Consider the following 17,918-nt stretch of genomic DNA (forward strand, 5'->3'; position numbering starts at 1 on the left):
ACCCCTCTTGCCTTTGCCAGCAATAGATTATTTTTCTGTAAATTGCTTAATATTAAAAAATATAACAAAAAGAGCAAAAAATATGCAAAAAATAAGAGCAGGATAGTCACTCCAAATTATCCAGGGGGTGATACCATTTGCAGGAAAAATATCCGTTTGTAGTATTCCTGAATTAAAAGCGGGCAGCCCTTCAACGATGGTTCCATGATCGTTAATTACCGACGAAAGTCCATCATTATTCACAAGTATTTGGTATCGTCCAGTAAGCAAAGACAGCATTTGGGCCATTTGTAATTGCTGGTAGCTTGCCAGAGAATGGCCAAACCAGCCATTATCACTGATAGAGACTATCCATTGAGCTGCAGGCATTTGTGACCTCAAGATATTGGGGTAAGCAATTTCATAGCAAATTAGACTGGCAATGGGATGATTGGCAATATTAATTAATGGCTGATTCGATCTGCCGGGAATAACATTAGGCTCTGGAAGATTGAGCCAACGATTGATGGGTATAAAAGGTTTCGGTATATATTCACCAAACGGCACTAATTGGCGTTTTATATAGGCACCAGTTGCTTCTCCCAAGCTAATGATGGAATTGTAAAAATTGGTTTCATCATGATTTGTAGGTTGCAAGATTCCCAAAATTAAACTGCTTTTGGCTTTCAATGCCTTTTCATGCAGTTTCTGTAGGTAATCTTCAACATAACTTGCTGGCAAGGGTATAGCCGATTCAGGTAGAACAATTAAATTTTTTCCTAGCAGCTTATCTGTTTTATTTTCATAGTATTTTAATAAATTCCAAAAGAGAGTTTCGTCCCACTTGTCTCTCATTGAAAGATTGGGCTGGATTGCGCCAACGGAAATAGGTTCTTTCTTAATTTCTGTCCAATGTATGCTTTCACCCAGAGATGGAGTAATAAGTATCAATATAAAAATGCTAAGGTAGTAATAGCGTTTAATTGTATTATCTTTGATTATCAGAACCAGCAGAGTGCCCAAAAAAGAGCATAGTAATCCAAGTCCGTAAACACCAATTACTGGTGCGATATATCTCAATGGTGTATCGATTTGGGTTACACCAATTAATAACCAGGGGAATCCTGTAAAAAGCTTGGAACGTATGAACTCGCTCAGGCACCAAAGGGTACTAAACAAAAGCATACGTGTTAATAAATTGCACTTGGGTGAAAGTAATTTTAATAAATAACCTACTATTCCAGGAAATAGAGAAAGATACATGATAAACAATAAGGTGATGATACCAGCAAGAAAGTAATCAAGCTGTCCATAGTCGTGGATACTGATAATTACCCATGATACTCCCAAGCCAAAATATCCTAGCCCATAAAAGAAACCAAGAGTGAATCCTTGTTTAACAGTGCATTGAAGAACTTCAGAAAATAAAATGGCCAGGCTCACAATGGTTAATCCTGGCAGATGGAAAGGTGCAAACCCCAAAGGGGCTAATAAACCCGCTAAAAATACAACAACGAACTTTGAATATTGGTTTAGTGTTGAAGTGTGTATTATTGTGGAATGTGTCAAAGCAGCTTGCTTCATGTTGCAACTAAACTGATTAAAGTGGTCAAGATAAATGAGTAAGGCAAATAGGTCAAGTGATATCAAGAATTGCTGTATTGATCATGCTTTGGGTCTATCTAATCGCTGATAATTTGTGTAGGATTATCAAGTTTTACAAAGGAGAAGGATTGTATGTACAACGTAATGATTACTGGTGCTGGAAAAATAGGCAGCCTAATTGCATGTCTACTGGCCGATAGTGGGTCTTATCAGGTTCATTTAGCTGATCTGGAATTTAATGGTTCTGATGTGACAAGATTATTAACCGCACTGCCTGAGATTAAAACGGTTGCATTGGATGTTAAAGATGAACAATCGACTCAAGCCTATTTGCAAAAGCATAATATTATCGCAGTGATTTCGAGTCTTCCCTATTTTTTAAATACTCATGTTGCCAGAGCCGCAAAAGCTGCCAAAGCTCATTATTTTGATTTGACGGAAGATACCTCTGTAACAGAGGCTGTGAAAGCTATTGCTGAAAATGCTGAGACAGCTTTTGTTCCTCAATGTGGATTGGCTCCAGGTTTTATCAGTATTGCGGCCAATAGTTTAATGCAGGAATTTGAGCAGTGCCATCATGCCAGATTAAGGGTTGGAGCATTGCCTCAACGTGCTAATAATGCGCTTCATTATTCATTAACCTGGTCCACTGATGGGGTTATTAATGAATATGGTAATCCTTGTTATGGCATAGAAGGTGGGAAAGATGTGGTTATGGCTCCACTGGAAGGGTTGGAATCAATTCAAATTGATGGTTGTGAATATGAAGCGTTCAACACTTCTGGCGGTTTGGGAAGTTTGGCTGAACTTTATGCTGGAAAAGTGCAGTCCATGAATTACAAAACCATGCGTTATCCAGGACATTGTAAAAAAATGCGCTTTTTAATGAATGACTTACGATTAAATGAAGATCGAGGAACGTTAAAAAGAATACTGGAAAATGCTATTCCAAAAACATATCAGGATATCGTGATAGTTTATGTTACGGTTGAGGGTATTAAGCAGGGCGAGTTAACCGAAAAAAGTTATGTTAAGAAAATTTACCCTGAAGTAATTCGAGGTTTAGAGTGGTCAGCTATTCAGGTCAGTACAGCTTCGGGTGTATGCGCTGTTGTTGATTTGGTATTGGGACAGGGGAATGAGTATAAAGGGCTTATTTTGCAAGAAAAATTTAAATTGTCTCATGTGCTGGAAAATCGCTTCGGCAAATATTATGCCTAGGAGAATCTTATGGATTTATTGCAATGTTTAAATATTAAATCAGTAAACCCCGGAGCTTTTAGTGGACATGGTTGGCACAGTGACAACCATGCCCATACTCTGGAATCCTTCAATCCCAGTACTGGAAATAAGCTTGCTGAAATAGCTACTTGCACTATGGATGATTATGAGCAGGTTATGCGGCGAGCGGAGCAAGCAGCACAAGCCTGGAAAAAAGTGCCAGCTCCAAAGCGAGGTGAAATCATCAGGCAAATAGGACAGGCACTAAGAGAAAAAAAAGATAGTCTGGGAAGTCTTGTATCATTGGAAATGGGTAAGTCTAAACAGGAAGGTGATGGTGAAGTTCAGGAAATGATTGATATAGCAGATTTCGCTGTAGGACAATCACGTATGTTGTATGGCAATTCCATGCATTCCGAGCGACCTAATCACCGTATGTATGAGCAATGGCATCCATACGGAATTGTAGGGGTGATTTCAGCGTTTAATTTTCCTGTTGCTGTATGGTCCTGGAATGCTTTTTTATCTGCTATTTGCGGCAATGTTACCATATGGAAGCCGTCAGCAAAAACCCCACTCTGTGCTGTGGCAGTGCAACATATTTGTAACCAGGTATTGAAAGAAAATAATTGTCCTGAAATATTTGGCTTGGTCATCCCCAAAACTCATGATGTGGTTGAAGCCATGGTAGATGATAAGCGAATACAACTTATATCCTTTACAGGCTCCACCGCGGTTGGAAAGCAAGTAGCAGCAAAAGTTGCTGCCAGACTTGGCAAAAGTATTCTGGAGTTGGGAGGTAATAACGGCATCATCCTCGATGAGTCTGCTGATTTGAATTTGGCTATTCCTGCCATAGTATTCGGTGCTGTTGGTACTGCAGGCCAACGTTGCACAACAACGAGACGCCTGTTTGTCCATGAATCAAAATACCAGGATGTTATCAAAAGGTTAAGGCATGCTTATGAACAGATAACTATTGGAGACCCCCTCGATACACGAAATTTAATGGGTCCTTTGATTGACCAGCAAGCTGTTGAACAATTTAAAAAAGCAATAAGTAGAATTAAGGCAGCAGGAGGTCAAATTGTTTATGGTGGAGAAGTATTAAAACAAGCCGGCTCCTTTGTTCAGCCTACTTTAGTTTGTGATGTAAAAAACGATTGGGATATTGTGCAGGAAGAGACTTTTGCTCCTATTCTATATGTTATGTCCTATCGAACACTGGATCAGGCTATTGCTTTACATAATGGTGTTCCCCAAGGGCTTTCGTCAGCTTTATTCACCCAAAATTTAAAAAATGCAGAGCTCTTTCTCAGCGCCTGTGGAAGTGATTGCGGTATTGCCAATATTAATATTGGTACTTCAGGGGCTGAAATAGGAGGTGCTTTCGGAGGCGAAAAAGAAACTGGTGGTGGACGTGAATCAGGTTCAGATAGCTGGAAAGCTTATATGAGGCGACAAACCAATACAATTAATTGGGGAGATGAATTGCCCTTGGCGCAGGGTATTCGTTTTAATTTAAGTTAGGATGTAGAAAGGAGCAATAACATTAGGTTATTGCTCCTTTTAGCGAATGGTAAGTGCCTGTTACCTATAAATCTCACTCATAGAGGCATCAATCGATTATTAACAAGAGGATAATAACAATGCAGGAGCCTTTTTTCATTAAAAAAGTTGCGGTTTTAGGGGCTGGCGTTATGGGTGCTCAAATTGCAGCACACTGCGTTAATGCCGGAATAGAGACTTTACTGTTCGATTTAGCTGGCAAAGAAGGACCTAAAAATGGTTTGGTCGATAAAGCGATTGCCAATTTAGGTAAACTAAAACCAACTCCTCTTGCAACTTCACAAGCCAGTGAGTTATTACAAGCAAAAAATTATGCAGAAAATCTGGAAGAGTTATCTTCTTGTGATTTAGTCATAGAGGCGATAGCGGAACGTTTAGATTGGAAAGAGGACTTATACAAGCGAATTTCACCTCATTTATCTGATAAAACAATTTTAGTCAGCAATACATCAGGGCTAAGTATCAATAAGTTATGTGATGTATTGCCCGCTCAGCATAGATCCAGTTTTTGCGGGGTCCATTTTTTTAATCCACCGCGTTACATGCATTTGGCAGAACTAATTCCTGCCAATAGCACATCATCTAATTTGCTTGATTATTTGGAAACTTGGTTAACCGAGTATTTGGGTAAAGGAGTTGTAAGAGCTAAAGATACTCCCAATTTTATCGCGAATCGTGTAGGAGTCTTTTCGTTATTAACCACCTTGCATCACACTTTAGCTATGAATATGGGAATTGATGAAGTGGACGCCTTGACTGGTCCTTTATTAGGAAGACCAAAATCTGCAACTTTTCGTACCATGGATGTTGTTGGTTTGGATACCATGCAACACGTTATCAATACCATGCAGTCTCAATTAACTGACGATCCATGGCATAAAATGTTTAATCTGCCAGACTGGTTGAATAATTTAATTAAACAAGGTCATTTAGGGCAAAAATCCGGTCAAGGAATTTATCGAAAAATTGGTAAAGTAATAGAAGTTTATGATATCCAAACGGGTCAATATAGACCTTCTCAAGCAGAAGTAAGTGATGAACTGCAAGCTATCATGCGTATTATGGATCCTGAAGCTCGAATGAAGAGCTTAATGACATCAAGTAATAAGCAAGCTCAATTTTTAGCAGCCTGCTTTAGAGATTTATTCCATTACTGTGCGTATCATTTAGAAGAGATTGCTGACAATGTAAGGGATGTCGATCTGGCAATCCGTTGGGGATTCGGATGGTCACAAGGACCATTTGAAACCTGGCAGCTTTCTGAATTACACAGTGTGACTCGACAAATTGATCAATCAATACTGGACAATACGGCACTATCAAGCGCAAAACTACCTGAGTGGTTATATGAAATAAAGGAATTTTACACACGAGAAGGCGCTTTTTCGCCCAGTAAAAAGAATTACCAGGCCAGAAGTCATTTGCCTGTTTACCATAAACAATTTTTTCATGACAGGGTATTAAAGGAATCACACCATCCTGTTCATGTTCTTTATGAAAATGAGGGTGTTTGTTTATGGTACTTAAAAGATGATGTGGCTGTGGTTAGTTTTAAAAGCAAAGCCAATACAATTGGTCAATCAGTTCTCGATGGTATAGAGGCTGCCTTGGATATCGCAGAAAAGGATTACCAAGGATTAATTATTTATCAACAAGACGCATCCAATTTTAGTTCAGGAGCTGATTTACGTGGTGTTTCCAAATTATTAACAGATGGAACAATTCAAGCTCTTGAGCATATGGTAGAACAGTTCCAACGAGTGGCAATGCGCTTAAAATACAGCTCAATTCCAACAGTAGCTGCTTTAAGAGGTCGTGCATTAGGCGGTGGTTGTGAATTAATCATGCATTGTGATTCCATCGTTGCTGCTTTTGAATCGTATCCTGGTTTAGTTGAGGCTGGAGTAGGAGTTATACCTGCTGGTGGTGGTTGTAAAGAACTGGCTATGCGTTCGGCGCAACAAGCTCAACAAGCTGATTTATTGACTTTTATATCGCCAGTTTTTCAACAAATAGCAACCGCAAAAGTAGCTGCAAGTGCGGTGGAAGCTAGAAATATGGGGTATTTACGTGCGGCTGATGCCATTGTAATGCATGCTGATGAGGTTTTATATGCTTCTTTAGAAAAAATAAAAGCCATGCGAGCAGTTAATTATCTTCCTCCTATGAAAATACAACGATTTAAAGTGGCAGGTATTGAGGGGCATGCCCGATTGCTATCCGGTTTAGTGAATTGGTTGGAAGGTGGATTTATATCACAACATGATTATTTTCTAGCTAATGAGTTGGCGAAAGTGTTGTGTGGTGGGGACGTCAATCATGGAACCTTGGTAGATGAACAATGGATGCTAAAGTTGGAAAGAGAAGCATTCATAAAACTTGCCAATACACCATTAACCCAAGCCAGAATCAGTCATCTGTTAGAGACTGGTAAACCACTGCGCAATTAAGCAAGGAGAAATAGGATGACTGACGTATATATAGTTGACGTACTACGTACACCTGTAGGCAAAGCGCCAAGAGGTATTTTTAAAAACACATTACCTGATGATTTATTGGCTCATACTATAAAATGTTTAATTCATAGGCATCAAACCCTCGATTGGCAAGAGATAGCCGATGTAGTAATAGGTTGTGCAATGCCAGAAGCGGAACAAGGTATGAATGTAGCAAGAATTGCTTCTTTATTGGCTGATCTTCCACAATCTGTTCCAGCAATGACGATTAATCGCTTTTGTTCATCCGGTATACAAAGTATAGTTACTGCAGCGGATACTATCCGTAATCAAGAGGCTCATTTAGCATTAGGTGGTGGTGTTGAAAGTATGTCCATGGTACCTATGGGGGGAAACAAATATACTGCAAATCCATCCATTTTTAATGATGAACACGTTGCTATAGCTTATGGTATGGGTATTACAGCAGAAAATGTTGCCAAGCGTTGGGAAATTACTCGAGAGCAACAGGATGAATTTGCTATAGAAAGTCACAAAAAAGCAATTGCTGCGCAGGAGAGGCTGGATTTCAATGCTGAAATAAGTCCTATCGAAATATCATTAAGATATCCTGATCTGAAAACTTCAAAGGTTGAAATAAAGAAAAAATTGATAAATAAAGACGAAGGTCCCAGAGCGGATACTTCTTATGAAGCTATTTCTAAATTAAAGCCGGTATTTTCTTTAAAAGGGACAGTGACAGCAGGAAATAGTTCTCAGATGAGTGACGGAGCGGGAGTTGCATTATTAGCCAGTGAGAAGGCTTTAAAACAGTATGATTTAAAACCTTTAGGACGTTTAATGAGCTATGCTGTTGCGGGAGTACCGCCTGAAATTATGGGAATTGGACCTGTAAGGGCAATCCCTATCGCCCTAAAACGTGCTGGAATTACCTTAGATCAATTGGATTGGATTGAATTGAATGAGGCCTTTGCAGCTCAGGCTTTAGCTGTTATTAAAGACCTGGATTTACCCAGAGACAAAGTTAACCCATTAGGTGGAGCTATTGCCCTGGGACATCCTTTGGGAGCAACTGGAACCATAAGAACAGCTACTTTACTTCATGGATTGAGAAGAACAAAAGGACGCTACGGTATGGTAACCATGTGTATTGGAACCGGAATGGGAGCTGCTGCGATATTCGAAGCGCTATAATCATATAATACAGCTCTATATTTCATACACCATTGTCGTTTAAAGAATTGTAATGCTTGGCTCCCGTATTCTATTGGATAAATACGGGAAGAAAACTCTTCGCCAAAGGGGCTGCATTGATTCTTTTGAGACTTTTAAATGGGAATCTTTGCAGATTTTATTCTATTTATCCAAAAGTTTTTAACAAATCGTGAGTGTTATTATCTTAGATTCTGTTTAAAGAAAACGTTGTTAACTAACTTGGCTATTGTTTCTTCAGGATTAAGATTTTTTGTAAATTTTTCCATGCCTTAACCGAACAATTACTTGCTTTGTTGTTTCTTTATTCTACGCTTAAATTAAAAGGAAATAAAATGGAGCAAGTATGCGTGGTTCTTTGTTAGCTCTATTACTGGCAATTAATACTGTTCTTTGGGCTGATGAGTTGGTTGGTTTTGCAGCATTTGAAAATGGCGACTATACCACAGCCTACCCACATTTAATGCAAGCTGCCAAAGAAGGCAATGAGGAGGCTATGTATTTATTGGGACGCATGTATCAATATGGATATGGGGTGACAACTAACTATGAAGAGGCCAGAAATTGGTATCAAAAAGCAGCTGATAAAAATAATGCATTGGCTCAATTAAGCTTGGGATTTATGTACGATACAGGTAAGGGTATATCACAGGATTTTGCAGAAGCTTTCAAATGGTACATGAAGGCAGCAGAGCAAGGGAATCCCATTGCACAAAGAAATATTGGATTAATGTATGCTACAGGAGATGGTGTGGCTGCCAGTGATGACAAAGCATTTATCTGGTTTAAAAAGGCGGCGGAACAGGGCTATAGCAAGGCACAAGTGAATTTGGGCTATCAGTATATGATGGGTAAAGGAACTCCAAAAGATGTAAAAAAAGCATTTGAATGGTATCAAAAAGCCGCAGAGCAGGGAGATGAAAAGGGCGAGTACAGTCTGGGTTTATTGTATACAGGACAGGAGGGTGGAATTAGTGCGGATGATAAAGCTGCCTTTTATTGGTTTTCTCAAGCAGCCAATCATGGGCATGTTAATGCACAAACTTATTTGGCTTACTACTACCTTAAAGGGTATGGCGTAGATGCTGATCCTGTGAAAGCAGCTTATTGGTATCAATCCGCAGCAGAAAAGGGGCAACCAGAAGCACAAGCCCAATTAGGACAATTATTATTGACGGGTACAGGTGTTGATAAAGATTATCAACAGGCAGCTTATTGGTTTGGAAAGTCAGCACATCAGGGAAATCCTGTGGGTCAGGCCAAGCTGGGGTATATGTATTTAGCAGGATTAGGAGTCAACAAGAGTTTGGTTAAAGCTTATGCCTGGTTAAAAATTGCTGCTGAAAATAAAAATGAGGAAGCTGCGAAGCAACTTAAATCTTTGGAAGCCAAGTTGACTGAACAAGAAAAATTGGAAGCAGATAAAATGATAAAGGATTTGGGGCCATTGGAAAGCAAAGAGAACTATGAGGATTAGCCCATAGTGCTTCTACTTATAGTTAATAAAATAAGTAATAATTTTATGTTTTATTAATAAATTTTGAATGGTGGATTTTAGTTTTTTGCATTAATTTCACAAATTTATCAGCTTTAACAGGTAATCCATAAAGGAAACCTTGTACTTCATCACAACCATGTTGATGCATAAAAAACGCCTTATCAATCGTATCCACTCCTTCTGCCAATACTTTGAGTTCGAGGCTATGGGCCATGGCAATAATTGCTTCAACTATAGACGCATCATTTGGGTTAGTGGTGCAGTTTTGGATAAAGGAACGATCAATTTTAAGTTTATTGACAGGGAAAGTCTTTAAATAACTTAAGTTAGAGTAGCCTGTACCAAAATCATCAATTGCCATTTTAATGCCTAATTTGGAAATTTTTATTAAAGCCGAATCAATGGGCGTTGATTTTTGCATCATAGTGCTTTCTGTGAATTCAATTTCCAAATACTGAGGATCTAATCTGGATTCTTTTAATACAGATTCTGCAATCTCGATAAAATTACCATTTTTTAACTGCCTCCATGAGACATTAACGGAAATACTTATACGCGGTAACCCCATAAGTTGCCAGGTTTTATTTTGAATGCAGGCATGTCTTAACACCCACTCCCCAACCTGGTTAATTACCCCAGTTTCTTCAGCAATAGGAATAAATTCATCCGGAGAGAGGAGTCCTATACCAGGATGTCCCCAGCGTATCAGAGCTTCAGCACCCACTAATTCACCGCTGCGTAAATTATAGATGGGTTGATAAAGAATAAAAAATTCATTATTTTTAAGTGCATTGTGTATCTGTGTTTGTAATTCCAGGCGTTTGAGTGATTGTTGATCGATCGAATTATTATAAAATTGGAAATTATTGCGTCCTTCCTTTTTTGCCAGGTACATTGCAGTATCAGAGTTTTTGAGTAAGGTGCTTGCATCAAGCCCATCTTTAGGGAAAAGGCTAACCCCGATACTTGTCGTAACTATGACTTCTTGTGTAGGCAATTTGATAGGTTGCGCAACAGTTTTTAAAATGTTTTGCGCTACTAAAACAACATCTTTAGGTTCGGTGGTCATCAATAACAAGACAAACTCATCACCACCAAATCGAGCGACTGTATCGCTATGACGTATACATCCTTTAAGACGCATGGAAAATTCATACAATAATATATCACCGGCATCATGGCCTAAACTGTCATTAATTAACTTAAAATTATCAATATCCAGAAACAATACTGATAATGTGGTATTTAATCGTTTACAGTAATTAATCGCATGATCCAGACGATCGTAAAGGGCTGTACGATTAGGCAAACCAGTTAGAAAATCATGATTGGCTTGATAGGCTAATCTGGTCCTTAAGGTCACATCTCTAAAACTCCAAACACGCCCTACAATGTTATTGTCTAACCAATGGGGTTGTGAGTATCTTTCAAAAATTTTACCGTCTTTGAAGTGCAACTCATCAAAGCTTTCCTGGTGCGGCGTATTGTACAGTTCCTTAATTTTATTTAAGAATTCTTCTGGATTTTTAAGCTGATTCAATACATATTGAAGTGTTTCTGCATCATTATGGCTGTCAACAAAACCCGGTGGAATGCTCCACATCTTGAGAAATTGCTGATTGCAGAACTCAATATTCCCTTTGAGATCAACAACCAAAATGCCATCAGCAGTTGACTCTAAAATTGATTTGGTTAAAGCCAGGATCTTTTCTATTTCATTAGTTCGTTCATTTACCTTTTTTTCTAAAATATCTTTAATTGAGCTTAAATTAGTAATTTTAAAGCGCATCATTAAAGTATTAATCAAAACCTTGTTTGAGTAATATGAAATAAAGAGCATAATACCCATATAAATAATTCCACAAAAACCCAGTAATAAATAAACTTGACCTTGTGAAAATAACCATAAAGTGAAAGGGGCAAAAGAGGTAACCAGAAATAAAAAATAGGATAATCGCACTGGTGAATAGAGAGAGTTAGCTGCCGCAGTCACTCCTGTAATCATAAAGACAACAAAAATTTGATGTAATGTACTTGAGGTGGGAATCATTATTGAACTGGCAAATCCCCAGGCTAAGCCAGAGCTTATAACACCTAAGTTGAAAAGGAACAACCATTTTTTGGTTGAAAACAATGTTGGTTGTTTATTGTAATAGAATAGAAGAATACCCTTATAAAGATCTGAAAAAACATAAGTGAAAATCATCCAAACAATAAGTAATCCATGATTTGTAACAGACCATAATGCAATAGGTAAAATAGTTACTGCTAAAGCCTCACCTGATATAGCCATAGTAACTTGCTCAAAAAGCAGCTTGACCTGCTCCTTCTCAATTTCTGATTTCAATTTAGAGGAAGTATTATGGTTTTTCTTATTTCTGCTTTGAATAATATTAATCATAACAAGTAATTTGTAAAAAATTTGTACAGTTGTTTGTTAAAAATTGAAATAACTATCAATGCTGATTTTTTTTCTCGTAAGCAGTTAAAAAATAATATAAAGATCATACCAAGATAAAAATGTATAAAATTATACTTATTAGTATAGTAAACAATCTGTTTATATTAAAATAATTAGATTAATGCAGATGAAACTTTATAGGAGTTACATTTTCTAGAAACTAAAGGCACTCATTCCCGATAAAAATCAAAATTTGATGGCAAACTATTAATTAAAATGGAGATTATTATGTATTTATGCAGCTTGGAGTATTTGAGCTAAAGTCAGAAATTATTAATACTCTCTCTGATGACGCTTGTTAATAACTTACCTTTTCGGTCTCGACTGCGCTTTAACAAAGAATACACAACCAAACTAAATTCATCATTCTTAGCATAGGCTACGCTGAGATAATATTGACTTTCAATGGTTATTTGATCGCTGGGAATATTGAATTTTTTTAATAGCTCATTGATCTCTTTCAGATCAGTGATACCATGTTCCCCTCGGGCAGTTATTAATTCATTTGCTTGAGCGTCACTTAATCCATCGCCTAATGACATCAATATTTGTTTTGGGGCGGTATTAATATTAATGCTTGTTGATTCAGGCAAAGCGGTGATAAAAGGATCAAGGGCTAGATAAGCAGGTGCACTTACATCTTTTATTAATCGAAATTCAGATTTACTTTTTATAAGTTGATGACTTGGATAATAAGGAGGTTTCTGAGAGAGATAATAAGAGGTATAAATATCTTCTCCACGACTCAGATCATAAGCAAGCAACCAATGTTTTACTCCAAGGGCTATATTAGCTCGTTCCCGGCTTGTTGCTTTTGAGTAGGCGTGGCTTATGAGATGCATTAAAGTGGGAATGGATTTTTTCTCAACCAGGTTATTGAGATTGAATCGCGCTTGCAAATCAAAAAGGCCGCCACTTAATTGGACTTGATTATATATGAATTCCATATTCTTAGGGTATTGGGCTACCATCCCTAACTGATTGGTTTTTGTAAAGCGGTTATTTTTATCAAGTAATTCATTGAGAGCCCAGAAAGTAACTGCCTGAGAGGCAAGATACAGTCTATCTTGAGTAATAACTAATCTTGTTCTGTAAATATCCTGTTGCAATCGCGTACTCATAGCCGTAGCGACTATGGCAACCAATGTCATAATAAATAGAGCCGTTAAAAGAGCACTTCCTTGTATTTTTGAACTGGCAATGGATTTTGGAAGTGAGCTAATCATAAACATAGAGCGCTCCTGGTATGACAAAAAGCATGTTCATATCTCCCCAGTCCTTTAAGGTGAGATTCATTTGGATTGCTTTAGGCAGAGGTTCTCTTTGCTGATTTTGATTGACTGCCTGTTCTCGCCATTCAGAGAGAAGCTGCAAGTTTTGATTTAAATAGTTGAAATGACATTCAGACAAATTATCGAGTAGTACTTTATCTTTATAGATATTTCTGTCTACAGGATCTAAAGTACCCCATGTGCGACGCAGTAATTTGTTATCCTGGCAAACGAGCGCAATTCGTGCCAGGGTACTGCGTTTTTCAGCGCTGTTTGGGTTTACTACGCCATCTCTGGTTAGTTCAAGATATTGAGGCTGACCAACAAATATTGGAAATAGGCGCATTTCATTACCTCTTATAGCACGTTCCACTGTTTGGGAGGTATCTTGCTGAATGATACTTATTGCCAGTTGAAGTGCATTTAAACGTTCAGCCTGCTCGTTAACTCGAGCTCGAGTATTGAATGCATAGTATAAGGTTGAAGAGGTAATAGTAGCCAATATAGCAAAAACAGTAAGAGCAATTAATATCTCAATCAGTGTAAACCCTCTCTTTTTAATCATGGTATGTACCTGAATGCAATGAGTTCTTCTCGAAAGGGGCCTATTTGTTTGGAACTGACTGAAATGGTTATCTGTTGCATTCGTTTTATAGGTGTCGCGCTAATTTTAGCTCTCCAGTACCACTTTTGACCCAGCATGGTGGTTGCTTGCGTCGATTCTTGGCTTTGAGAAGTGCGTAGCAGATTTAACTGGATCATTGCGACACCCTGCATTGCTATCCAATGGCTAATCGTTTTTTCTTTGATTCTATGTGTGTTTTCTGTATTTTGAGCAGTTGCTTTTAAAAGCGCTGTTAAAGCAATTGCAATAACGGTAAGAGCCAATAGGACTTCTATCAAAGTAAATCCGGAGATTAATTTAGTTTTTGGCATCATTGAGATTTTGCCATGGTAAAATCCAAATCACCATTATGGCTGCCTGTCAGTTTGGCTATCCATTTTTCCTTATCTGTACCAAATTCTATCGTAAAAGGAGTCATGTCACCAGATGACGCTATAACGATTGCAGGGTTCCCCCGGGTATGTTTTTGATTCGTTTTAAGGTTAATCACAACGTTTTTGGGAAAATAACAGGGTTTAAAAATTCCTTTATTGGATATGGGATTCCATCCTGTCTTATCCTGAAATTTCAGAATTTGGTAACTGGTATTATCAATTTTTAACCCAAGGGTACTGGTTTCTAAAATGGCCTGTTGATGAGCCAGACTTAGAGTATTTGCCAATTGTTCAGCTGAAAATTGTATACGCCTGCTTTCCCCAAAATCACCAAAAGCAATTAAGGCAAACCCCAGGGTTATGCCTATAATTACTATAACAATAAGAATTTCTATCAGGGTAAAACCCTTATGAGTGGTCATCCCAGTTACCAATTTCTGCATTAATTCCTGTTCCACCAGGTTGTCCTGCTGCTCCATATGTAAATACATCGACGTCAGTATGTTGTCCTGGGTTTAAATAAAGGTATTCTCTGCCCCATGGATCTTTTGGTAATGATTTTAGATATTGTTTCCAATTAGTTGGAACAGGATTGCTGGTTGGTTTTTCTACGAGCGCCATTAGACCTTGATCGGTTGAGGGGTAAGAACCATTATCAAGTTTGTATAAATCAAGTGCATTTTGAATGGCTAGAACATCTTGTTTTGCTTTGACTTTACGGGCTTCATCGGGTCGTCCCATGATTTTGGGAACAACGATAGATGCCAATATACCTAAAATCACGACAACAACCATAATTTCGATCAAAGAGAAGCCTTTTTGCCGATTCATTTGTGTACCTCTTAAAACTAAATGTTAAATTATAACACAAATAATGAGGCCTATGAATAGATTTAAACTTTAAATGCACACTGATAATCCTTAACCTGCTTAATCAAGCAACCAATTGTTCCATTGAAAAAATAGGTAATAAGGTCGCAAGTACAATAAATAAAACAACAGCACCCATTAAAAGAATAACCATCGGCTCTAATAAAGTTAAGGATGTTTCAATCAGTCGATTTACCTCATTATCTAAATGAGAAGCAGATCGTTCCATCATATCGGAAAGTTGGCCACTCTTTTCACCACTAGCTATCAGGTGGATAGCCATAGGGCTAATAAATTTTGTTTCTTTGAGCGCTTCACTGATTCCACTTCCTTCGCGGACGCGCAGAGTAGCTAAATCGAAAGCTTGTCTCATGACGACATTGGTTACCAGACTTGAAGAAACACGCATAGTTTCAAGTACACTGACTCCTGCAGCAAATAGAATTCCAAAGGTGTGAATATATCGGGCAACATTAATTGTTTTCACCAGATAAGAAACGATAGGTAGTTTGAGCATGAATTGATGCCATGCTGTTTTAATTTTTATATTACTGAGGCTTTTTTTAAATCCAATCAGAGCCAGAATTATGGCCACCAGAGTATATAAACCATAAGATTTGATAAATTCGCTTAAGTTAATAAGTAATTGAGTCATTGGTGGTAGTGTTTGCCCACTTTCGGTGAACACATCAATAATTTTAGGAACGACAAAAGTAAGTAAAAAACTGATAATGGCAGTAGAAACGATGATCATGAGTAATGGGTAAATCAAGGCTTGCTGCACTTTTTGTCTAGTTTTCTGTTGCTTTTCAGTATAATCGGCTAATTTTTCTAAAACGACATCAAGACGTCCTGTCTGCTCGCCTGAGCCTACTGTTGCCCGGTATAGTTCTGGGAAGGCATTGGGATATTGAGCCATTGCCTGAGCTAAACCATATCCCTCCAATACCTTAGAGCGAACTCCGATGATAAGCTCTCTGACTTTGTCTTTTTCTGTTTGCTCACTGACTCCACGCAATGATTCTTCAACGGGGATACCTGCAGCCAGAAGTGTTGCCAGCTGTCTGGTCAGCAGAGCCAAATCAGCGGCAGTAATTTTACTTTTGCTGCTGGCAGCACGTTGCTGAGTTAAGGTTTGGACTTGAGTAGGAATTAGTCCTTGTTCTCGCAATAATTGACGCGCATGACGTTCAGAGTCAGCTTCTATCACGCCTTTACTGACATTGCCATTGACTTTTAGCGCTTGATATTGATAGGCGCCCATATTATTTTTGTTAAAATTAAAACTATAGAGTGTAATCTATTGGGATTAATAAGTCACTTAAGGTAAACTATACGCGGACTATCCTGGAGACAAAAGATGACAAAAAATGTAGTGCTTGATGCAATCAAAGAACATGACGCCAAATTTGTGGATTTAAGATTTACAGATATCCGTGGAAAAGAGCAACACATTACCATACCTGTTTCAGCGGTTGATGATGATTTCCTTGAGAATGGAAAAATGATCGATGGCTCATCTTTTAAAGGTTGGCAGAAAATTCATCAATCAGATTTGGCTTTAGTGCCTGATTTAACTTCAATTCAGCTGGATCCATTTTTTCAAGATAATACTTTGTTTATACGATGTAATGTAGTTGACCCACAGACTATGATGGGTTACGACAGATGTCCACGCTCAATTGCTCAACGTGCAGAAAACTATTTACAATCTACAGGGATTGCAGATGGTGTAAATTTTGGCCCGGAACCCGAGTTTTTTCTCTTTGATAACGTGCAATGGGAAACTACTATCAGCGGTTCATTTTATAAAATAGATTCAGATGAAGCACATTGGAACTCCGGTAAAGAAATGGAAGGCGGAAATATTGGACATAGACCACCATTGAAAGGCGGTTATTTCCCTGTTCCTCCAGTTGATTCATCTCATGATATTCGTTCTGCGATTTGTATTACATTGGAATCTTTAGGGATGGTCGTGGAAGCGCATCATCATGAAGTGGCTACAGCTAACCAGTGTGAAGTGGCTACACGGTTTAATACACTCACCAAAAAGGCGGACGAACTGCAAATTCTAAAATACGTGATACACAATGTTGCTCATAACTATGGAAAGACTGCTACCTTTATGCCAAAACCTTTGGTAGGAGATAATGGAAGCGGGATGCATTGTCATCAATCACTTTATAAAGATGGATATAATCTGTTTTCTGGTGATCAATATTCTGGACTTTCTGAAACAGCTTTATACTACATAGGTGGGATAATTAAGCATGCCAGGGCGTTGAACGCTTTTACCAATCCATCGACTAACAGTTATAAAAGATTGGTTCCTGGATTTGAAGCCCCAGTATTATTGGCTTATTCAGCGAGAAATCGTTCCGCAGCAATTCGCATTCCACATGTTAGTAATCCCAAGGCACGTCGAATCGAAGTACGTTTCCCTGATCCAACAGCCAACCCTTATCTTGCTTTCTCTGCAATGATGATGGCGGGTATAGACGGCATTCAGAAGAAAATCTATCCTGGCCAGCCAATGGATAAAGACCTTTACGATTTACCTCCCGAAGAGCTTGTTGATGTGCCCACTGTATGTTCTTCATTAGAGATGGCAATGGATCATTTGCGGGCTGATCATGAGTTTTTGTTACAGGGAGATGTGTTCAGTAGAGACTTTATTAATAACTATATTCAAATGAAAGAAGAGGAAATTACTAAAATCAGGAGCTTGACTCATCCGTATGAATTTGAGTTATATTATAGTCTCTAAGGAACTA

14 protein-coding genes are annotated in these 17,918 nt (G+C 38.3%); 6 read left to right on the forward strand and 8 right to left on the reverse strand.

All coding sequences use genetic code 11. The features are described from left to right. Positions 1-27 precede the first annotated feature (27 nt). Entirely contained in the window at positions 28-1,563 is a 1,536-nt protein-coding gene (gene lnt, locus EL201_RS06870; RefSeq protein WP_027221535.1) for an apolipoprotein N-acyltransferase, read from the reverse strand. A 153-nt stretch (positions 1,564-1,716) separates the two neighbouring features. On the opposite strand from lnt, the gene EL201_RS06875 reads away from it, so the two are divergent. The 5 genes from EL201_RS06875 (at position 1,717) to EL201_RS06895 (ending at position 9,519) form a co-directional block, all read left to right on the forward strand. Continuing rightward, positions 1,717-2,805, forward strand: a complete 1,089-nt coding sequence (locus tag EL201_RS06875; protein WP_027221536.1) for a saccharopine dehydrogenase family protein — start codon at positions 1,717-1,719, stop codon at positions 2,803-2,805. A 9-nt stretch (positions 2,806-2,814) separates the two neighbouring features. Further along, the gene (gene amaB, locus EL201_RS06880; RefSeq protein ID WP_027221537.1) at positions 2,815-4,335 is read left to right on the forward strand and encodes an L-piperidine-6-carboxylate dehydrogenase; all 1,521 of its coding nucleotides are present in this window, start codon (positions 2,815-2,817) and stop codon (positions 4,333-4,335) included. 119 nt (positions 4,336-4,454) lie between these two features. Further along, positions 4,455-6,824 (forward strand): 3-hydroxyacyl-CoA dehydrogenase/enoyl-CoA hydratase family protein, encoded by a 2,370-nt coding sequence (locus EL201_RS06885; protein WP_027221538.1) that lies wholly within the window; start codon positions 4,455-4,457, stop codon positions 6,822-6,824. Positions 6,825-6,839: 15 nt separating this feature from the next. Next, positions 6,840-8,024, forward strand: a complete 1,185-nt coding sequence (locus EL201_RS06890) for an acetyl-CoA C-acyltransferase (protein ID WP_027221539.1) — start codon at positions 6,840-6,842, stop codon at positions 8,022-8,024. 364 nt (positions 8,025-8,388) lie between these two features. Then, entirely contained in the window at positions 8,389-9,519 is a 1,131-nt protein-coding gene (locus EL201_RS06895) for a tetratricopeptide repeat protein (protein WP_027221540.1), read from the forward strand. Between the two features lie 43 nt (positions 9,520-9,562). Here EL201_RS06895 and EL201_RS06900 read toward each other — a convergent pair whose 3' ends face one another. From EL201_RS06900 to lspF, 7 genes are all read right to left on the reverse strand, one after another. Then, the gene (locus tag EL201_RS06900; RefSeq protein ID WP_027221541.1) at positions 9,563-11,941 is read right to left on the reverse strand and encodes a bifunctional diguanylate cyclase/phosphodiesterase; all 2,379 of its coding nucleotides are present in this window, start codon (positions 11,939-11,941) and stop codon (positions 9,563-9,565) included. 323 nt (positions 11,942-12,264) lie between these two features. Further along, the gene (gene lspK, locus EL201_RS06905) at positions 12,265-13,233 is read right to left on the reverse strand and encodes a GspK family T2SS minor pseudopilin variant LspK (RefSeq protein WP_027221542.1); all 969 of its coding nucleotides are present in this window, start codon (positions 13,231-13,233) and stop codon (positions 12,265-12,267) included. Then, positions 13,220-13,837: a GspJ family T2SS minor pseudopilin variant LspJ gene (gene lspJ, locus EL201_RS06910; protein ID WP_027221543.1), complete on the reverse strand. Its 618-nt coding sequence runs from the start codon at positions 13,835-13,837 to the stop codon at positions 13,220-13,222. Before lspJ ends, lspK begins: the two co-directional genes overlap by 14 nt. After that, positions 13,834-14,211 (reverse strand): GspI family T2SS minor pseudopilin variant LspI, encoded by a 378-nt coding sequence (lspI, locus tag EL201_RS06915; protein ID WP_027221544.1) that lies wholly within the window; start codon positions 14,209-14,211, stop codon positions 13,834-13,836. The genes lspJ and lspI overlap by 4 nt, the downstream gene beginning before the upstream one ends. Further along, on the reverse strand, positions 14,208-14,693 hold the full coding sequence (gene lspH, locus EL201_RS06920; protein ID WP_027221545.1) for a GspH family T2SS minor pseudopilin variant LspH: 486 nt from the start codon (positions 14,691-14,693) through the stop codon (positions 14,208-14,210). The genes lspI and lspH overlap by 4 nt, the downstream gene beginning before the upstream one ends. Further along, complete coding sequence (lspG, locus tag EL201_RS06925; protein ID WP_027221546.1) at positions 14,680-15,102, reverse strand: GspG family T2SS major pseudopilin variant LspG; 423 nt, start codon at positions 15,100-15,102, stop codon at positions 14,680-14,682. The genes lspH and lspG overlap by 14 nt, the downstream gene beginning before the upstream one ends. Positions 15,103-15,205: 103 nt before the next feature. Beyond that, complete coding sequence (gene lspF, locus EL201_RS06930; protein ID WP_027221547.1) at positions 15,206-16,405, reverse strand: GspF family T2SS innner membrane protein variant LspF; 1,200 nt, start codon at positions 16,403-16,405, stop codon at positions 15,206-15,208. Positions 16,406-16,501: 96 nt separating this feature from the next. On the opposite strand from lspF, the gene glnA reads away from it, so the two are divergent. Next, on the forward strand, positions 16,502-17,911 hold the full coding sequence (gene glnA / locus EL201_RS06935; protein ID WP_027221548.1) for a type I glutamate--ammonia ligase: 1,410 nt from the start codon (positions 16,502-16,504) through the stop codon (positions 17,909-17,911). The last annotated feature ends 7 nt before the right edge of the window (positions 17,912-17,918 follow it).

The organism is Legionella pneumophila subsp. pascullei (genome assembly GCF_900637585.1).
Taxonomy (GTDB): domain Bacteria; phylum Pseudomonadota; class Gammaproteobacteria; order Legionellales; family Legionellaceae; genus Legionella; species Legionella pascullei.